This is a genomic window from Streptomyces sp. MCA2 (assembly GCF_023544705.1).
GTDB lineage: Bacteria > Actinomycetota > Actinomycetes > Streptomycetales > Streptomycetaceae > Streptomyces > Streptomyces decoyicus.
Window position 1 is genome coordinate 180,515 of sequence record NZ_JAMJFM010000009.1, and the last position, 19,121, is coordinate 199,635.

At 70.1% G+C, this 19,121-nt stretch carries 10 protein-coding genes; 6 read left to right on the forward strand and 4 right to left on the reverse strand.

Annotation, left to right across the window (positions count from 1 at the left end; genetic code table 11):
- Position 1: 1 nt before the first annotated feature.
- The 4 genes from M8I34_RS10185 to M8I34_RS10200 all read right to left on the reverse strand — a co-directional run bounded on the left by M8I34_RS10185 (position 2) and on the right by M8I34_RS10200 (position 10,454).
- Entirely contained in the window at positions 2 to 3,253 is a 3,252-nt protein-coding gene (locus tag M8I34_RS10185; protein WP_250049076.1) for a helicase-related protein, read from the reverse strand.
- Complete coding sequence (locus M8I34_RS10190; protein ID WP_250049078.1) at positions 3,250 to 5,163, reverse strand: UvrD-helicase domain-containing protein; 1,914 nt, start codon at positions 5,161 to 5,163, stop codon at positions 3,250 to 3,252. Before M8I34_RS10190 ends, M8I34_RS10185 begins: the two co-directional genes overlap by 4 nt.
- A complete protein-coding gene (locus M8I34_RS10195; RefSeq protein ID WP_250049079.1) occupies positions 5,160 to 9,962 on the reverse strand; it encodes a DEAD/DEAH box helicase in 4,803 nt (1,600 codons plus the stop codon). Before M8I34_RS10195 ends, M8I34_RS10190 begins: the two co-directional genes overlap by 4 nt.
- A 123-nt stretch (positions 9,963 to 10,085) precedes the next feature.
- Positions 10,086 to 10,454 carry a hypothetical protein gene (locus tag M8I34_RS10200; RefSeq protein WP_250049081.1) on the reverse strand — a complete coding sequence of 123 codons (369 nt, stop codon included), beginning with the start codon at positions 10,452 to 10,454 and terminating at the stop codon, positions 10,086 to 10,088.
- Positions 10,455 to 10,762: 308 nt separating this feature from the next.
- Here M8I34_RS10200 and M8I34_RS10205 point away from each other — a divergent pair, with 308 nt between their 5' ends.
- From M8I34_RS10205 to M8I34_RS10230, 6 genes are all read left to right on the forward strand, one after another.
- A complete protein-coding gene (locus M8I34_RS10205) occupies positions 10,763 to 12,850 on the forward strand; it encodes a helix-turn-helix transcriptional regulator (RefSeq protein ID WP_250049137.1) in 2,088 nt (695 codons plus the stop codon).
- A complete protein-coding gene (locus tag M8I34_RS10210) occupies positions 12,847 to 13,827 on the forward strand; it encodes a hypothetical protein (RefSeq protein WP_250049082.1) in 981 nt (326 codons plus the stop codon). The genes M8I34_RS10205 and M8I34_RS10210 overlap by 4 nt, the downstream gene beginning before the upstream one ends.
- Positions 13,824 to 14,747: a DUF6339 family protein gene (locus M8I34_RS10215; RefSeq protein ID WP_250049084.1), complete on the forward strand. Its 924-nt coding sequence runs from the start codon at positions 13,824 to 13,826 to the stop codon at positions 14,745 to 14,747. Before M8I34_RS10210 ends, M8I34_RS10215 begins: the two co-directional genes overlap by 4 nt.
- A 297-nt stretch (positions 14,748 to 15,044) precedes the next feature.
- Positions 15,045 to 15,896 carry a CDP-glycerol glycerophosphotransferase family protein gene (locus M8I34_RS10220; protein WP_250049085.1) on the forward strand — a complete coding sequence of 284 codons (852 nt, stop codon included), beginning with the start codon at positions 15,045 to 15,047 and terminating at the stop codon, positions 15,894 to 15,896.
- 127 nt (positions 15,897 to 16,023) lie between these two features.
- Positions 16,024 to 16,872, forward strand: coding sequence for an oxygenase MpaB family protein (locus M8I34_RS10225; RefSeq protein WP_250049139.1), 849 nt, complete (start codon positions 16,024 to 16,026; stop codon positions 16,870 to 16,872).
- 34 nt (positions 16,873 to 16,906) lie between these two features.
- Positions 16,907 to 19,024 (forward strand): serine/threonine-protein kinase, encoded by a 2,118-nt coding sequence (locus M8I34_RS10230; protein WP_250049141.1) that lies wholly within the window; start codon positions 16,907 to 16,909, stop codon positions 19,022 to 19,024.
- Positions 19,025 to 19,121: the final 97 nt, after the last annotated feature.

A 19,121-nucleotide genomic window follows, 5' to 3' on the forward strand; every position in this document is an offset into this window, starting at 1 on the left:
TTCAGCGCTCCTCGAAGAAGGTGGACGAGGCGTCGACGTCGCGCAGACTCCACAGCGTCTTCCACGGCGAGGCGTCGTTCGACTCGTCGTCGTAGTTGGCCAACAGGGCGGGCGTGCGGGAGCCGCGCGGAGCCTCGTACACGAGGTTCGGGTGGGCCAGCGCCTCGTCCCGCCACCATTCGACGAATTCCTCGAAGGCCGCAGCAGTGGCCTCGAGCTCGGCCGGCTCCACCGCCGCCACACGGTCGAGCAGAAGGATGCCCACCTTCTCGCGGAGGTCGGTCGCGAAGTCCTCCACGCGCGCGGCCGCGTCGTCGTCCCGTGCGGCCGGCAGCATCAACCGGGCCAGGGCCACGACCACGGCGTGCAGCCCTCGGTCGCGGGCCCGAGCGGAGAAGGGGGTCACGCTGGTGGACTCCACCTCCCGATACAGGGCGGAGTGGAAGCCCTGGAAGCCTTCGTAGTGCGAACGGTCCCGTGAGCGGGTGGAGTTGAGCATGACCGCGACGAGACCGGGGTGCTGCCGGCCGACCCGGCTGGTCGCCTGGATGTACTCGGCAGTGGTTTGCGGCTGACCCATCACGGCCATCAGTCCCAGGCGGTCCACGTCGACGCCCACGGAGATCATGTTGGTGGCGAGCAGCACGTCCAGCACGTCCGGCATCGGCAGCTGTCGCTCCATCTCCTTGAGCCTGCGGGAGATGTCGCTGGAGTTCGCCCGACTGCTCAGCTCCGTGAGGGCGTCCGCACGGCGCGCCTTGACCCCGTCGCGCACCGCGAGGTGCCCCAGGCGTTCCTGGACGTCGTCGAGGACCTGGAGCTCCGCCGCCGACAGCAGTCGCAGACTGTTGAAGTAGCCGATCAGGGTCCAGTACGCATCCTTCACCTCGGGCGGCGCTTCATGGGTGTGCACCCGATGGAGCAGCGCCGCGTACACCCGGATGAGCAAGGTGGCCTGGCTGGTGCTGGAGGTCAGCAGGCCGACGTAGCGCCGGGCGGCCTTGCGCTCGCGCGGAGTTTCCACGGCGAACCAGGAATCCCGGGAATCGAGGCCGGCGGGCGGGAACTGCTTCACCGAACGGGCGAACAGCCGCGCGCCCTGCTCGCCGGCGCGTCGGATGGTCGCGGTCGAGGCGATGACCTTGGGGCGATCCGCCAAGGCGTCCACGGCCGCCTCGTACAGGCCTGTCAGCGTGCCGAGCGGCCCCGAGATCAGGTGGAGTTCGTCCTGGACGATGAGTTCGGGCGGCCGGACCCCCTCCACGTCCCGGTTGAAGAGCGCCGCGGAAGCGGGTCGCCACGGCATCGAGGCGAACTTGTCGACCGTAGCGATGACCAAGGTCGGACGATGGGCGTAGACGGCGTCGTCGACGAGGTGCACCGGCAGCCCTCGGTGGAAGTCGCATGTTCCGGCCGGGCAGCGGACGGTCATGCGTACAGTGCTTTCGTCGACCGCGTAGTCCCGGGCCCGCAAGGGCTCGCCGCACCAGGGACAGTTGCGCAGCTGCACCGGATTCTCGGTCTGCAATTGGAGCGTCTCGTTGCGTACGAGATCGGCCAGCTTGCTCGCGGCGACCGCCAGCTTGTTGGGCGTCGCCGAACGGCCCACCCACATGCCGATGGAGATCTCCTCCCGCCCCAGGCTCGCCGGATCGGTGACCCGCAGCTGTTCCATTGCGCAGATCAGCGCCGTGGCACGCTCGAACTGTTGAAGGGTGAGCAGCCGGAGGGTGTACCGCATGAGCACGGTGACGCCCGCCCCGGCCTCCCCGTCCCGGAGGCGCCTCAGGAAGGTGGTGAAGGCGATCAGGCCGAGGTAGGCCTCCGTCTTGCCGCCACCGGTGGGGAACCACAGCAGGTCGGAGACCTTGCGGTCCTCGTGGTCCGGAGCGACGATCCCGGCCAGGCACAGCAGCATGAAGGAGATCTGGAAGGGGCGCCACCGCCCGGCCCGATCATCCGGCTGCCCAGATCTGCCGCCCTTGATCCACGCGGTCCGTGCGCGCTGGTCGGCCATTGCGAGGTTCGCCAGCCGGAACGCGCGCAGAATGTCCGGCCGCTCGGTGTCCTCCAGCAGGTCCACGCCCTCACGCATCCGGCGCAGCGCGCGCACGCAGAGCTTGATCTGTTCGGCCGCGGCCCTGCCGTGTTCCGTACCGGCCAGCAGGCGCGCCTGCTCCTCCTGGGTCTCGATCCACTGCTCATAGCCGTTCAGCAGGGTGCGAAGTGCCGAGACGACCTCGTGGGCGGGGTCGGTGCCCAGCCGGTACATCGTCAGTGCCTCGTCGTCGATCCCGGGGTTGGAATCCGTCAGCAACACCTCGTGGGAGGGGACGAATTCGGTCCGCAGGGCGGTGACGGCCGGACGATCGACGGATGCGGCCCCTACGGGGGGCGCCGCCCAATCCCAATGCGCCGCGCAGCCGTGGCCGGTGGCGAAGCTCGGCGCATGGCGGTGCAGGAGCCGGCTCAGCGCATGCTCCGGGTCGACCGCGTCCGACGTGGCGGACCGCGTCACGAACACCGGGCTGCTGCCGTCGTCCGCCGTCACGGTCAGTACCGGTTGGTAGAAGCAGTGCGCGTCCCGCAGGTCGTACGGACCGACCTCCGAGCTGTTGACGACCGTGGCCGTCACGGTCACCGTCCCGTCGGACTCGGCCGGAGGGCGGACCAGCACTCGCAGCTCCAGCCCGGGGTGGAGCACGAACGGATCGAGCAGGCCCGGCTCCCTGACGTCCACGTCGACCGGCTCGATGCGAAGTGCGCAACGACGCCAGCGCTCCCGCTGGGCCTTCGTGCTTCGTGCCTCGGTCCGCTTCGCGGACACCGGATTCCCGTCGGCGTCCTCGGGGCTGTAGACGGCGGCGCTCACGGTCAGTCGAATCCGTGCGGACACGGTCGGGTCCACGGCGAACGTCAGACCGATGGACGACGGCATCCGGACGTTCGCCAGCGAGACCCCCAGATCGCCGGCACCCTCCTCGGTGTCCCGATGGGTGCCGAGCGGCGCCGTGTCGAGCCCGTCCCGCAAGGACTCCGGCTCACCCTGTTCGGCCGGGGCGGCTTCGGGCGAGGCACCGGGCCGGGCCGGCCGCGAGCGAGGGAAGAGCACGCCGACCGGGTACATGGTGATCGGCGCGTCGTCCTCGAGCACCTCGTCCGCACCGCCCACCGGGCCGAGGAGGTCCTGCCGAAGGACGTCGACGAGCGAGTCGCAGACCTCGTAGTGTGCTTGGTGGATCGGCCGACTCATCCTTCGTCCCCTTCCTGTCCGTCCGCGTCCCACTGGAAGCGCCCCAGACCGCACAACCGGGGTGCGATCCACGCGCCGTGCCCACCCAGGCCGGCGGCCTCGGTCGCCGCGGGGCTGCCCGCCACGCTCTCCACGCAGTCGACCCGCAGACCGGTGATCCTCGCGGGCCAGCGCTCGACCGCGGAGTGCGCGGTACGGCGCAGCAAGCGGTGCAGGTCGGTGCGGAAGCGTTCCGACACCACCGCGACCCGTTGCCCGCCGACGACCACCGCGTACGGCGGGGACTGGTCGGCCGCGACGGGGATGCCGTGCAGGAGTACGAGCTCCGCCCTCTCGCCCGGGGCGACGTCGGTCAAGAGGTGTTGCCACATCAGTTCAGGGTCCTGGCCGATCCCCTCCGCGCCCGCCGGCCGGTCGTGGGACACGTCCGAGCCGATCAGCTCGATGCCGTTGCGGGCCCAGGTGCTGCGACCACCCAGATACCAGCGGTCGATCCTCTTGTCCTTGCGGACGAGCCAGGAGCGTGGAGGTGCCAGGACGTACACATCATGTCGGGCGCGGGTCATGGCCACATACAGCAGTCGGGCTTCCGCCGCCGGGTCGTAGTCGTACTTCTTCTTCCGGACCCGGGGCGGTTCCTTCAGCACCGGTGGTTCGACAATCAGGACGCGGTCGAACTCCAGGCCCTTGGCTCGGTGCACGGTCGAGATCACGAGCGAGGACGGCTGCGCCGCGGTGAGCTCGTCGGGCAGCCGGCCCTCGGCGAGCGCCCGGTGCAGCGCGACGACCTCGACGTTGCCGCGACTGCCCCTGGCAACCTTGCGTACCGAACGCCACAGGGCCTCCGGCGTGCTGCCGAGCGGGAGCCGGAGGCCGGCGAGCAGTTCCTCGAAGCGCTCCCGACCCAGGGTGGATGCGCCGGTCGAGGCGAGAAACTCGGCGATCCACACGGGGGCCGACCGCTCACGGGCCGAGCGTTGCAGTGTGTGCGGGACATCGGCGTCGGCCAACACGCCGGACAACGTCAACGCCTGCCCGTTGTCGCGGCACAGGATGGTGGTGGTGTCCGGGTAGTCGCGCAGCGCCGCCCGCACGAACTCCTCCTCCAGGCCGCCGAAGTTCGGTGCCGAGAGCAGCAGAGCCCGCAGATCACCGTGGATGCGCTCCGCCGCATCGGCGGCCTCCGCCCGATCACGGGGCAGCCGCTGCAATCGGGCACCATGGGGCAGGGCCATCCGGGCCGCCTCGCTGCGGGCCCGGAAGTTGTCGCCCAGGTGGCACTCCACCAGGTCTTCCCCGAAGGAGGCACGCAACCAGTCCAGGAAGCGGTTGGTCTCCTCGGCCCGCTGCTCCGGGTCGGACACCTGGAATCCGTACACGGCCTGAGCCGAGTCACCGACCACGGTGAAGCCGCTGTTCTCCTGGAAGCGGTCGAGCAGTGCCTCGACCATCTCCCGACGGACGCCCACGAGATCCTGGACCTCGTCGACCACCACATGGGCCGGCACCTGCGGACCGGCCTCGACGGCCCCCCTCTCGATCGCCTCGGTGGCCGCCTCGATACGGCCGTCGAAGGTGTACGTCTGCCAGTCCGTGTCCGGGTACGCACGGCTGAGCAGGGCCGCGGCCCAGGAATCGAAGGTCTGCACGCGAATCCGTTGCGCGGCGGCGGCATGCCGCTCGATGCGGTCGGTGAGTTCGCGCACGGCCGCGCGGGAGAAGCTGAGCACCAGAATCTCTCCGGCCTCCAGCTCCTCGCGCTCCACCAGCACGTCTAGCCGCCGCACGAGGGTGTGCGTCTTTCCTGCGCCGGCCCCGGCCGTGACCAGCACCCGGGCGTCCCAGGGCTGGTCGACCACGGCCTGCTGCGCGGCGGTGAGCCGATGCTCGGCGAGGGGGACGACGGTCACCGGCCCTCGCCCCACAGGTACTCGAACTCCGTGAAGGCGAGTTCCTCACCGAAATTGGTGATGTTGTCGCGCACGTTCAGGATCAGGCAGCTCTCCTTGCCACCGTTCTTCGGGCCGCGCAGACCGCGCCCGATCATCTGCTGGTAGATGTTCGGGCTGTACGTCGGGCGGGCGACGACCACGACACGGGTGGCCGGGGCGTCGAAGCCCTGGGTGAGCACGCCGTAGTTGGTCAGGACCTGGATCCTGCCCTTGCGGAAATCGTCGATCCGCTTGCGGCGTTCGTTGGGGGGCGTGGTCGAGTCGATCGCGCCGGCCCTGATGTCGCGGTCACTGAGCTTGGCGGCGAGGAGTTTGGCGTGGGCCACGGAGGTGGCGAACACCAGCACCGGCCAGTCGGAGGGCATGGCGGCGATCTCGTCGACGATGCGCTGACTGCGGCCGTGGTCCTCGGCCAGCCGCTGCTCGGCGCCCTTGGGCAGGGTGGCGAACTTCTCGGACTGGGCGCGCTCGTCGGCCGTCAGCGCGATGGCGGCACCCGGCAGTTCCCGGTGCTTGACCTGGGCCAGGACACCGATGTGCTGCAACCCCTTGATGGCGACGGACAGATCGCCGTCGAAGACCCCGGTGTCGAGGCGGTTGCCGAACCGCTGCACCAGCAGTCGGGTCAGTTCCGTGTTGTTCCGGTACGGGGTGGCGGTGAGACCGATCAGATGGCGGGACGTGCTGCGGTGTGTCAGGTCCAGTTGGTCGAGCAGCCGTGTGTAGCGAGGGGACATGGCGGTGTGCGCCTCGTCGATGATGATGAGCTCGGCGGTCCTCCGCAGCCAGGCGTAGTCCTCCTTCTCCAGGCAGCTGTCCAACTTGGCATCGGTGGCGACGACCAGGTGTGGACGCCCGTCGACAGGGGTCGCCTCGTTCGAGGACCAGAGCCGGCTGATGACCAGAGGCAGCTCGGGGCCGACCTTCGACCAGACGAACTTCCAGCTCTGCACGGCCTGTTCGCACAGCTCCTCGGTCTGGGCGATCCACAGGACCGGACCGGGAAGATCCTTGCGATCACGGATCCAGCGGATCACTCCCTCCGCCGTGACACGCGTCTTGCCGGATCCGGTCGGCAGGCTGAGCATGCCGCGCTGGGGGACGGGGGCCTCCAGCAGGCCGAGCAACGCCTGTGCGAGTTCCTCCTGATAGGGGTGCAGAGCAGGAAACTCCGATGGACCGTCGACCTCGAGTCGAGGATCCAGGGAGGGCACCTGGGCGCCGGCGAAGGAATCGGGGAACCCGAGATCGGCCACGAAGCGCAACGCCTTCGTGTTCCCGGTGAAGGAGTTGGGGGCGCGGGTGGGGAAGTCCAGCGCGAGGTCGCGGGAGTGGACCCGGAGGATCGCCTCGCCGTGAGCGTTGAAGGCCATCTCGGCGATGCGCCGGGGGCTCGGTTCGGCGCCCTGCTCCTGGATCTCGCTCTCCATGAGCCCCGGGGGAAGCTCGCCGCGCAGGGCCTCCTCACCGATCAGCAGAGCGATCTTGTCGATGACGCTCTCGCTCTCCCGTACCGCGCGCAGCCGCCCGAGCAGAGCCTGGTCATGCTCCTGCCTGTCCTGGAGCGCGAGAGCCTGGCTGCATCCGGCCAGGCCGAAGCCCCACTTGAACTGCTCATCGGCGGCCCGCAGCACGTGCAGCCGGTCCATGGAGTCCAGGACGAAAAGGGTCTGGCCCTTCCTCGCGGACTCGAGCGGCTTCCGTTTGCTGCCCATGGGCGTGCGGACCACCTGCGCAAGCTCGGAGCAGCGCTGGATCTTGTAGCTGCTGCCCGCCTGACCGAGGCGCGCCTTGATCGTCGTGAACTCCTCGAACAGCAGCACGGCACGCCCGATCTTGACGGGCTCGATCTCCATGCTGATGACGTCGGAGACCTTGAGCATGCCCCATTCCTCGATCATCTCCTTCGCCGTGGCCACGTCGGCCCTGTCGGTGACCAGGAGCGCGGGGAGCCGTTCACGGACGAGTTCCTTGAATTCCACCGTGTTGACCGCGACGGCGATTTCGTTGTCCGGGCGTCCCTCCCAGGAGGATCCCACCCGGCAACGGGTGAGCACACCTTCCGGGAACTCGAAGCCGACCCGATGCAGCAGGGCGTACGCGCGACCGATGAACGCGTCGTCCTCGCTCTCGAGCACGAGGTCCAGCAATTTGCCCCAACGCCCGGTGGGCACCTCGTCGGTGGTCGTGGGCATGCAGAGCTTCCTGGCCGTCTCCTCCGCGATGTCGGCGACGGGGAGCACAGCACGGAAATTCTTGAGCTGGGGACCGACGGCCTCGGACACCCGGGTCAGCCCCATGGAGGTCTTCACGAGGCCGTGCCTGGAGACCATCCAGCGCAGCGGGGACACCACGGCCTTGCGGGTGCCGGTGTTGGCTCCGTACTGCATCTGCCAGTGCTGCGCGATGTCGGATGCCGGCAGAGCCGCGACGAAGGCGGCGCGGCCCTCCTCGGACAGAACGGGCAGGAGGTGCAAGGGGCCCAACGTCACCGCGCCTTCGACCGCCAGGCGGGAAATGTTGGGGCGGGGGGCGCTGCTGGCCAGACCGCGCAGGTGCCAGTCGTGAACGGTCTGTCGATATTCCGCGAACCACGCCTCCTCGTGGGGCCGGTGTCCGCCGGTGGGACGGTCGAACAGCCCGAGGTCACGGAAGACCGGCTTGTCGCTCTCGTGGAAGTCCAGGTCGACGGCGACGGCTCGGTCGCGGCTCCCGTCCCCGGGCACCACCGGGCCGGGCAGGAGGCAGTCGCGCATCGGTCGGTAACGACCGTCCTGGGTCCGGACATGCAGCGTTTCCAGCGGCTTGGGCACCTTGGCGCGTATGCGGTTGACCTGCGCGCTGCCGCCGGCGCTGCGCAGCAGGACCCAGAAGTTCGACCATGTGTCATTGCCGTAGTTGTCGAACCCCTGGTCCAGGACGCCCTCGAACCGTCCCTGTGCATCGGCGACCCTGATGCCGATGTTGTGCAGATGCCGCGACATTTCGGGGCGCTCGGAGATCGACGGATGGACGTAGACCATGTCGTCGCGGAGCATGTCGGCGGCGGTCCGGTGGAAGATCTCGCCGGCCACGGGGGCGACCACTCCGTGGTCCTCGGTCAGCACGATCCTGGCCCTGCGGGCCTCGGCGGTGAGCGGAGAGTCTCCGCGCAGCCCGCCTGCCTGGTCCTTGAGCACCATCAGGGAAAGGATCTCGATGGCGTGGCACGAGGCTTCCGCGGAGCCGTCGGCGACGAGGGCCTCGAGCCAGTCCTTGACGTTCTCGGGCGTCTTCCCGGCCTCTTCCAGGATGTGCATCATCTTGCCGCGGCGCAGACTGCTGTCGGAGGCGTCGACGGATGCGTGCACCCAGTTGGTGGGGCGGCCGTCGTACTCCGACCAGATCCGGACCCACTCCTTGTCCAGGTTCGACGGCGTGATGAACAGATCGCGCGGGACTTGGAGTTCGCCGTTCTGGTCGGGCAGAGAGGGGCGCTGGGCGGCCATCTGCCAGACCTGCCGGAGGAAATGGTCGTCGGCCCAGTTGAGCTTCTCCTTGGTGCGGCCCGGCAGCAGGGGAAGGTATGCGGCGGGGTCCTCGGCGGGCACGAGCCGGGGCAGGGTGTCGATCACCAGTCGGGCCGCGACCTGCAACAGTTCCCGGTTGAAGGGGCTGCCGTCGAGAAGGTGCTGGCGGTCCTCGTTGGTCTTCCACGGGGCGTTCAGGATGCCGGTCAGCGACACCTCGTATTTCGTCGGGAAGAACGCCCAGAAGGAGCCCCTGCCGACGGCCGCGGTGTACAGGCCGTTGCGGACGGTGTATTCGGGCACCGCCCAGGAGATCTCGAGCACCGGTCGGTTGTGCAGCTCGCCGGCGCTGTCCGCCACCTTGTCGGTGGGGGAATGGGTGACGGAGAAGACCTTCCACTGTTCGGTGGTCTGCTTGGCGCCGCGGGCGACCTCCTTGAGAGTGCGGTGGACGCCGTCGGCCTCGATCGAGATCTCCCGACGGACGGGGGGCAGGGTGCGCTCGTCATGCAGGAGGACCTGGCCGACATGGGAGGAGAACAACTGGAAACGCGCCGGGAAGGCTTCCGTCACCCGTCCGTCCCGACTCCTGTGACCGTTGATGTCCCGGCCGAGACGCTCGGCGGCACCGGGCATCAGGGGCAGGCGGACGACGGTGGTGGCCCAACGCAGCAGCTTGTCCAGCACGTTGTCGTCGGCGCGCTCCTGCTCGACATCGAGCGGCCGGGCCATGCGGAGCACCGGGGTGTCCATGCCGATGTCGCTTTCCTGCCGCCCGAGTGTCTGGGCGATCTCGGCGGCGGACCAGTCCCGGTCGAAGCCGAAACCGAAGGCGCCGCTGCCGCTGAAGAACTGGGGCGAGTCGCTCACGGAGAGCACGGACTTGACCCCGACGCCGAAGCGGCCGATCTGCCCGCCGCGCTTGCGGGAGACACTCATGCGCAGGATGGTCTCGGCGCCCTCCGGCGTGACCGGGGTGCCTTCGTTCGCGCAGTAGAGGTGGGTTTCGGTCAGGATGACGTGCAGTTTGCCTCCGGCCGATGCCGCGATCTCGTCCGCCGCGTTCTGGACGAGTTCGAGCAACTGACGTTCGCCGTAACCGCCCTGGGTGATGCGACGCTCGCCGTTGGCATGCTCCTGCACCAGGCCCGGGTCGACCTGGTAGGTCTTCAGGACGGTCGCGGACTGCCGGACCACGGTGTCGATCACGGGCGGGAGCGAAGAGGCGGCGGACTGCTGGTCGGGCATGAGAGCACCTGTCTCGGATGAGGACTGGTCGAGGACGCGCGGGGATGCGGGGGTGCCGACGCACGGTGCCGGCACCCCGGTGAAGCAGGCACGAACAGCTGACGAGGAAACAGAGAGAGAAGGTCAGCTGCTGATCGTGGTGACCGTCGTCACGGTCATGACCGTGACGGTCGTCGTCACGGTCGTCACGGTCCGCCTGGTCCTACGGATCCTCCGGGTGCGGGTGACCTGATAGGTACGGGGGCCACCGGAGCGTCGACGGGTGGTGGGACGGCGGGTGGCACGCGTTGTACGGGGCACGGGGGAGACGGAGGGGGTGGTGGTCTGCTCCGTGGGCGGGATCTGCGCGCGGCGGGCGAGCCGCCGCCGCGCCGAGGCCAGAACCTCGGGGTGGATGCCGTGACACCGCAGAAGTTCGACGCGGAGGTCGGGGTCCTCCGTGTTGTCGTACTCCTCGACGAACCACGCCATCCAGGCCTCATCGTCGATCATGGGTTCCCCTCCCTGTGGGCACGCCAAGTGCCCATAACTGGATGACGCATGAAAAGAATGTCGTGCAACTGGCCTGAAGGCAGAGCTCTGCGCCCCTGAAGTGGACACATCCGTCAACGACCTTGGCCGAGTGGGGGGTTGCCGAAATGGAAGGTAGCACCAACTCGGTGATCGAAAAGCGGAAATCATTCAACATGGCGTGCTGGCGCTTGAGTTGCGCACACCTGTCAAGAAGGATTTGACAGCACGGTTATGTCAAATGGGGTGCTACCGTGACCCCGCTCGGAACCGAGGGGATGTGGGGGCACATGGAGGGTATCGAGGGTTTCGGTGTCTGGCTGGGGCGCCAGCTGCGCCGCAAAGGGGTGTCGCAGGCGGAGTTCGCGCAGCAACTGGGCCTGACGCGCGCGGCGATATCGGCATGGGTCACCGGCAGGGCGCGGCCGCGTCCGGAGATGATGGGCAGGATCGCCGAGATCCTCGAGACGGACGTTGCCACCCTTGTCACCAGGGACGCCGACGCCGGATCGGCCCGGCCGATCGGCTGGTACCACCGGATCGCCCACCACGACGGCGGGCGGGAGTACGGCAATGCGGCCGCCGTCGCCTTCGAGGCGAATCTGGCCGTACTGGCCCGGGAGGTCACGCAGAATTCCCTGGACGAGAGGCTGGATCCGGAACGGCCGGTGCGGGTGCGCTTCACCCTGCACGAGCTGACCGGTGAACACCTGTATTCGTTCCTCTCCGCACTGAAGTGGGAAGAACTGGAGTCGCATTACACGGCCGCGGCGCAGTCCCGACAGAAGGCCGGCCGGGTCCTCGCCGAGGGGCTTCGGGAACTGCGGGAGAGCGCTTCCCTTCTCCTTCTCCGGGTGGACGACTACAACGCCGCGGGCCTGACCGGTCCCGAGTACGGCGACGGTCGCTATGCGGCCGTGGTCCGCCGACAGCTCGACAGTCACAAGAGCAACGACCGGGCCGGTGGGTCGTACGGTTTGCGGAAGGCGACGCTGTGGGCGGCCAGCCGGCTCGGTCTGGTGCTGATGAACAGCACCCTGTCCGAGGCATACGAGGGGCGGACCGCCCGCCGGGTGGTCGGTCGCCTGGACCTTCCCTGGCGAGAGGTCGACCAGGTCGCCTACGCCGGTCCCGCCTGGCTCGGCGAACCGGACGCGGAGAAGGAGCACGAAGGCGTCGCCCGCTCGTGGTGGGCGGATGAGCGGCTGGTCGCCGATCTGCGACTCGACCGGGACAGCGACGACCCGGGCACTTCCTTCCTCGTCGTCGGTGCGCACGACGCGGCCTGCAACAGCGGTGCGCTGGAAGACATGCACGGGGTTCTCGGGCGGGCGCTGGCCGACAATTTCTGGGCCGCCATGACCTCCGGCCGATCGTCGCCGGCCATGCTGGAAGCCTCGGTCCGTGCTCTTCGCAATGGTGAATCCGTGGTCCCCGAACAGCGGGTCGACCCGGTCGACAGGCACGCGGCCCTGGTTCACGCGATGCGGGCGTACCTCGACGGCGAGACGGTCGACGAGCTCACGGCCGCCGGACAGGTCGCCGCCGCGGAGGTACGTCTTGCCGTCCCCCCGCTGGAAGCCGCCGGGCGTACTGCCGCACCGCACGACCACCGTGCCGTGCTCCTGGTCGCTCCCGCCGCCGACGAGGACCAGGAGCACAGCCGCATCGTCTGCGTGCGTGGTCCCCGGATGAGCGTTACGGCTCGGCGTCCCCGCGAACCGGGGCGGGGAGCCGGCCCCTTCCAGGCCGTCCTGCTCGCCGGTTTCGCCACGGGCGCCGACGACGTGGCGACACACGCCGCCGAGGCGTTCCTGCGAGCCGCCGAGCCGCCGGAGCACGACAGGTGGAGGGCGACGGCCGAACTCACCGCGGCCTATGTCGACGCTCCCCGCCGGTTGGCCGAGTTCGACGCGGCCATGGACGCGGCGCTGCGCGGTGCGATCGGACGGCGGACGGCGAGCCGGGACTCGACCGGTCCCGAGGCCCTGCGAAAACTGCTGCGCCTCGATTCGCCCCTGGCGGGGAGCGTTCGCCGTGGCCAGGGAAGCCCGCTCGTGGATCGCGTCGTCGGGAAGGTGGACGAAGGCGGGGCCTGGATCCTGGACGTGACACTGACCGTCCCGCGGCGTGATGCCCGGTGGCACCTGTTGCCGGTGGCCAAGTTCGAGGTGCGATCAGGGGGGCGTCCGTCAGTGGAGTGGGCGGCGCTGTCCGCGAAGGAGAACTGCGAGATCGTCGAGGGCAGGTTGCTCATCGCCCCGGATGTGCGGTCGGCGCGCTTCGGTGGCGTCACAGCTGTCGGCAGCCATCCGGTGGCCGCCGACATGGCCGGTGTGACCGTGGAAGTCCACCCGGCCCGAGAGGCTTCGGCATGAACACCGTGTACGCGTATCCGACCCTGGTGGGGAAGATCGAGGTCGCCGTCCGAGGGGTGAGCATGGACGGGAAGCCGGTGCCGCTGTCGCTGATCTCCCCACGCGATCAGGTCGTGGCCCTCCATCGAGTCGAGCGGGACGACTGGATCGAGGGCCTCCTCGATCTGGAGGTCACCCTGCCGACGGACGAGTTGGCCGACGGCCCGTGGTCCGGGGTCACCTGCGTCGCCGTCCTCACCGAGGGAGCCACCCACACCCGCGTGGTGAGTCGTCTGGAACGCCGTCGCGACGACACCCACTGGCGAGGAGAGGTCAGGGTGCGCCGCTCCAGCCACGTGGCGCGCGCCGTCCTCGAGGTGAGCGTCGTCGGCAGTCACGGCGGAGTCGACGGCCGTGTCCTCGGCACCACGGATACGCCGTGGGCGGTGGACATCCTCGGCCGTACTACTCCCACCGGACAACATGATCCGGAGATCCTGGAGGAGGATTTCCGAGACGGGCCGCGGGAGTGGCTGCGCCCGTTCAGGGACGCACCTTGGCTGATCGACACCACCGGGGACCTGCCGGCCGTCCTGCTCAACACGTCCTTCGAGGGGCTTTTCGAGTTGCTGTCCGGCGCTCGCGGCCCGCTGGAGAAGGCGACCGCCGGCCTGGTGGCCGCGCAGATCGCGGGAGAGGCCTGGGCGACGATGTTCCACTCCGCGCTGAGCGACCTCGAAGTCGACGAGGACGGCACTCCGCACTTCCCGGGAGGATGGCGGGAGTCGGTGCTGCGCACCATGCTTCCCGAGGTCTTCCCCGGGCTGTCCCCGACCGAGGCGTTGGGCGAGGCCCACAGCCGTCGAAGCGACGGTCTGAGGTGGGCGGAGGTCCAGGCACGGATCCAGTTCGCCGCCGGAAGGCGCGGCCAGGCGCCGAAGAGCCTGACGGCGGTCATCCGCGCCGTGAGCCGTTCCCAGGAAGGCACCGGTCGATGAGCCGACACCCCATCGAGTCCCCCGAACGACTCGCACTGCTCCCCGACGGCGTGGCCACGGCCTTCCTCACACCAGGGATGCGCGCGGGGCGGGACGCACTGCCGCAGGCGGCCGTCCTCCGGGCGAGCACGCCGATCGAGGGCGGTTCCGTCCGGTGGAGCGCCGACCCGGTGCGAGAGATCCTCGACGAGGCGATGCACCGGTTCGACGCGGCGCGGACCGACGCCGATGCCTGGCTGGCGCCCAGGTTGCACGCGACCCTGCGGATGACCCGTGCCGAGGCGGCGAACCCCGCTCTGTGGAACTTCCTGGCCCTGGCCGTCGCACCGGACTTCGTCCTGTGGCGGCACCTGCCGCCCGGGGAGTCCGACGACGGGACGCCCAGGAAGGTCAACAGCGTCAGGTTCGCAGGTCCCCACCACAGCCAGGCCTTCGCCAGGCTGTGGTGGGCCGCCGAAATGTTCCGGGACGGTCCCGACTACACCCCCGCGGAGAAAGCCTGTCGCCATCAGGACATGATCAACACCGCACTCCGGCTCGACGCCATCGATCACAAGCCCACCGCACTGGCCCTGGTACGGGTCCTCGAAGGGCTGGCCGACGCCGGGGCCACGCGACTCGGGGATCGGGTCAACGCTCTCTGTACGGCGATCAATACGGCCGGCAGCACGCTCATGTACGAGGTGATCGCCCCGGACGAGGAGCCCCATCACGCCGCACTCGCCGACTGGATCGACGAGGTGGAATCGGCTCCGGCCGTTCCGTGGAATCGGCTTCCCGAAGGGCCGGACGACGGCATCGCCCGGCACTCCTCGTGCGAAGTCCTGTCGCGGATGTTCGAGCGTTTCGCCGCGCAGGCGCCGTTGCGTGACCGGGCTCGGTCCGGTGCGGCGCACGGCCGAGGGCTGCCTCGTGGATGAACCTGGCCCGTTGGGGCCCTCAGATTGCAGACAGGCAGGGGACGAACCGTCGGCCGGTACATGCCCTTCCGTCCACACCCTCCGCCACAACAAGCAGTCGGCGCAGGCCGCGCGCAACCTTGAGGCGTCACACGGGTTGTCCCACTCAGGTCGCAGAAAATTCAGGTCCTCGCCTGGAGCCGACACCTTGTAGGAGCAACCCCGCCACGCCGAGACGGGCCTCGGACCCGCCCCACGCTTCAGCATCGTCGTTCCTGTGTTCCACGTGAGGGCTGTCTCCGCGCGTGCCTGAACTCGTTGCCGGCGCAGGGCTTCATCGACTTCGACGTCCTCGCGGTCGACGACCGTTCGCCGGACGGGAGTGGCGAGATCCTGGCGAAGTACGCTGCCCGTGACCCCCGGGCGATCACCGTGCGCCACGAGGAGAACCGTGGCATCCGTGCAGCCCGGAACACCGGAGTGGAGCGGGCGAGCGGGGACCAGCCGCAGCTGGACCTGGGAAAGATCACCGGGGAACTCGGCCCGGACACCGTCCTTCTGGTCCCTACGCACTACTTCTACGGTCAGGACCCGCAACTCCAGAAGCTCCAGAGGCAGGGGGCGCTGATCGATGTCTCCCTGCACCCTTCGGTCGAGGAGTTGTGCCTCGCCGCGGATGCGCTGATCACGGACTACTCGTCGATCATGTTCGATTACGCGGACCTCGACCGGCCGATCATCAACTACGCCGATGACCGGGAGACGTACGTCCGCTCCCGGGGCGTCACCTTCGACTTGCTCTCGGGAACGCCGGGAGACCTCCCCGGCATCGTCGCCACCAACGAGGACGAGCTGGTCGAGGCGTTCCCCGGCGGGCGCTGGAAGGGCGCCGAAGCACGTGAGCTGCGTGCCGCGTTCCGCGCGCGTTTTTGCATGTGGGACGACGGCCACGCCGCCGAGCGGGTGGTCGGGCGGGTCTTCCTCGGCCATCAGGACCTGGCCCCGGCCCTTCTTTCGCTGTCCGGGCGCACCGTCGCGCCCGCCCCGCACGAGCGGCCCGCACCGCCGAGGGTGCTCTCCTCACGCAGTGACGGAAGGCGCCCGCCGTGGTGCCATGAAAAGGACCGGATCCGCTGCGGCATGCCACGGTGGCATGGCGGATGCCGGTGACTACTACCGCCGGGCCTTCACCGTCGGACGGCTACCGTCTTCCGTCAGGTGTCGTATCCGGCAGCGGGAGGTGGGATGCGTGGCAGGCGACCCGGGGGTCTTCGGGCCCCGGTCCGTGACCTGGCAGATGCACAGTGATCCGATGATGTGGATCGCGGGTGTGCGCGCGCTGTACCTCCAGGCGCTGCACCCTCGTGCGGTGCGCGGTGTGTTCCAGAACTCGGACTTCAGGAGGGACGCCTGGGGCCGGCTGATGCGCACCGCCCATTTCGTCGGCACCCTCAGCTACGGCACCAGCGACGCCGCCGAACAGGCCGGTGCCACGGTCCGGCGCATCCACCGCCGGCTGTCCGCCACCGATCCGGCCACCGGCGAGCGCTACGGGATCGATGAGCCCGATCTGCTGCTGTGGGTGCACTGCGCTGAGGTGGACTCCTACCTGGACGTACTGCGCCGCTCCGGCTTCCCCGTCAGCGACGCCCAGGCCGACGCCTACGTCCACGAGCAGCGCGAAAGCGCCCGGCTCGTCGGCCTCGATCCGGCCCGGGTGCCCGGCAGCAGGGCCGGGCTCGCCGCCTACTTCGCCCGGGTACGGCCCGAGTTGGCGCTGACCCCCGAAGCCCGCGAGGTCGACGACTTTCTGCGCCGGCCGCCGACCCCGGCCCCGCTCGTGCCGGCCCGCGCCCTGCTCTGGCACCGGGTGGCCCGGCTCGCCTACGGTGCACTCCCGGCGTATGCCCACGAGCTCTACGGGCGCCCCGCGCCCCCGCCCGCCACCGTCACCCGCCGGCTCCGCGCCACCGGCCACCTCCTTCGTGCCATTCCCCCCACGGTCCGCTGGCAGCTCCCGCCCCGGCACATCCTGCGCGCCGTCGCACGACTCGGCCCCGGCGCCCGGCCAGCGCCCTACAAGCTCCGCCGTTCCGCCGCCATACTGGACGGGCAGGAGGCCCCGCAGGGGGAGCTGCGCGGCTGACCACGGGGAACGGGGACGGGGGCGGCGATACATGGTGGCGGAAAACAGACTGATCCAACGGCGGTACCGGCTGCTCGGCACCATCGGGCGCGGCGGCATGGGGGAGGTGTGGCGGGCCCGCGACGAGTCGCTGGGCCGGCAGGTCGCGGTCAAGTGCCTCAAGCCCATGGGGCCGCGGCACGAACCGTCGTTCCTCCAGGTGCTGCGCGAACGCTTCCGCCGCGAGGCCCGGGTCGCGGCCGCGCTCCAGCACCGCGGCATCACCGTCGTCCATGACTTCGGCGAGGACGACGGCACCCTCTTCATCGTGATGGAGCTGCTCAGCGGGCGTAACCTCAGCCAGCTCCTGGACGACAACCGCCGTCAGCCGCTGCCCGTGGCGGATCTCATGGAGATCGCCGAGCAGGTCACCGCCGCGCTTGCCTACACCCATGAACAAGCCATCGTGCACCGTGATCTGAAACCGGCGAACATCGTCCGGACCGCCGACGGCACGGTCAAGATCTGTGATTTCGGCATCGCCCGGCTCGGCCACGACATCGGCTTCACCGCCCGCCTCACCGGCACCGGCATCGCCATGGGCAGTCCGCATTACATGTCGCCCGAACAGATCGGCGCCCACGGCGTCGACCACCGCAGCGATCTCTACTCGCTCGGCTGTGTGCTGTACGAGATCGCCACCGGCGTGCCGCCGTTCGACCTGGGCGACGCCTGGGCGGTGCTCGTCGGACATCGCGACCTGGCACCGGAGCCGCCCCGTACGCTCCGGCCCGATCTGCCCGAGGCCTATGAGCGGATCGTGCTCGAACTGCTCGCCAAGGACCCAGACGACCGCCCCAGGGACGCCCACGAGCTGGGCAAACGCCTCGCCGATGCGCGCCATCCGCACCCCGGGCGGGACGTCGCGGCAGGCCCGGACGAGCTGACGGTCCCCGCCCGGTGGCTGCCCTCCTGGACCCGCGGCATGAGCCTCGGCGCCCCCGCGGGCCTCGCCCGGCGACCGCACGGGCACCCCGCGGACGACGCCGCCACGGTCCTCACCGATACCTGGACCGGCTGGGGCGGCGGCCCGCAGGGCGGTGAGACGCCCCCGGACGCCGGCATCGCCAGTCCGGCACCGCCGGACGACCACCGCGCCACCCTCGCCGCGCTGGCCGGCCGGCACACCGCCGCGCTGAACCTCGGCCGCCTGGGCCGCTGGGAGGAGGCGGGCGAGGCACACCGGGCGCTCGCCACGGAACGCGAGCGGCTCCTCGGCCCCGACCACCCCGACACCCTCACCAGCCGCCTGGAGGGCGGCCATACCGCGAGCCGTCTCGGCCGGAGCTTCGAGGCGCACCAGATCTACGCAGAGGTGCTGGCGGGCCGCGAACGTGCGCTGGGCCCCGACCACCCCGACTCGCTGAGCTGCCGCCACCATGTCGCGCTCAACCTCGGCCGGCTGGGACGGCTGGAGGACTGCCTCGCCATGACCCATGAGGTGGCCGAGGCCCGCGCCCGGGTACTCGGCCCGCAGCACCCCGACACCCTCGCCACGCTCTTCGAACTCGCCCACGTACTGGGCAAGTTGGGCAGGTATGCGGAGGCGCTGCACACCCACAGGGACGTCGCGGCGGCGCGCACCGTCACGCTCGGCCCCGGCCACCCCGACACCCTCGCCGCCCGTTACGAGGTCGGCATCGGCCTCGGCCGGCTCGGCGACAGCGCCGGGGCCGTGGCGCTCTACCGGGACCTGGCCGCGGCCTGTGCCGTCGCCCGGAGCGCCGACGACCCGGAGACGCTGCGCGCCCGGCACGGCCTGGGCGTCAACCTCGGCCGGCAGAACCGCTGGCAGGAGGCGCTCGTGGAGGCCCGTGAAGTGGCCGCGACGCGCGGGCGGGTGCTCGGCCCCGACCACCCCGACACCCTGGTCAGCCGCCGGGAGGCCGCCGTCGCGCTGGGCTGGCTCGGCCGCTGGGACGAGGCGCTGGACCTCTACCGCGAGGTCGCGGACGCCCGCGAACGGGCCCTGGGCGCCGCCCACCTCGACACGCTGGCGAGCCACGGCGACCTCGCCCAGTGCCTGGAGCAACTGGGCAGCGCGGACGAGGCGGCCGCCCTCCACCGCCGGATCGCGGCACTGCGCCAGGAGCGCGCGGCACGCCGGCGCTAAGGGAGACCCTCTGGGGGAGACCTCCTGGGGTCTCCCCCTGGGGGAGGGCGGCCGCGGTCAGCCGGGCGCGGCCAGGGGACAGCTGCGCCCCGGCCGC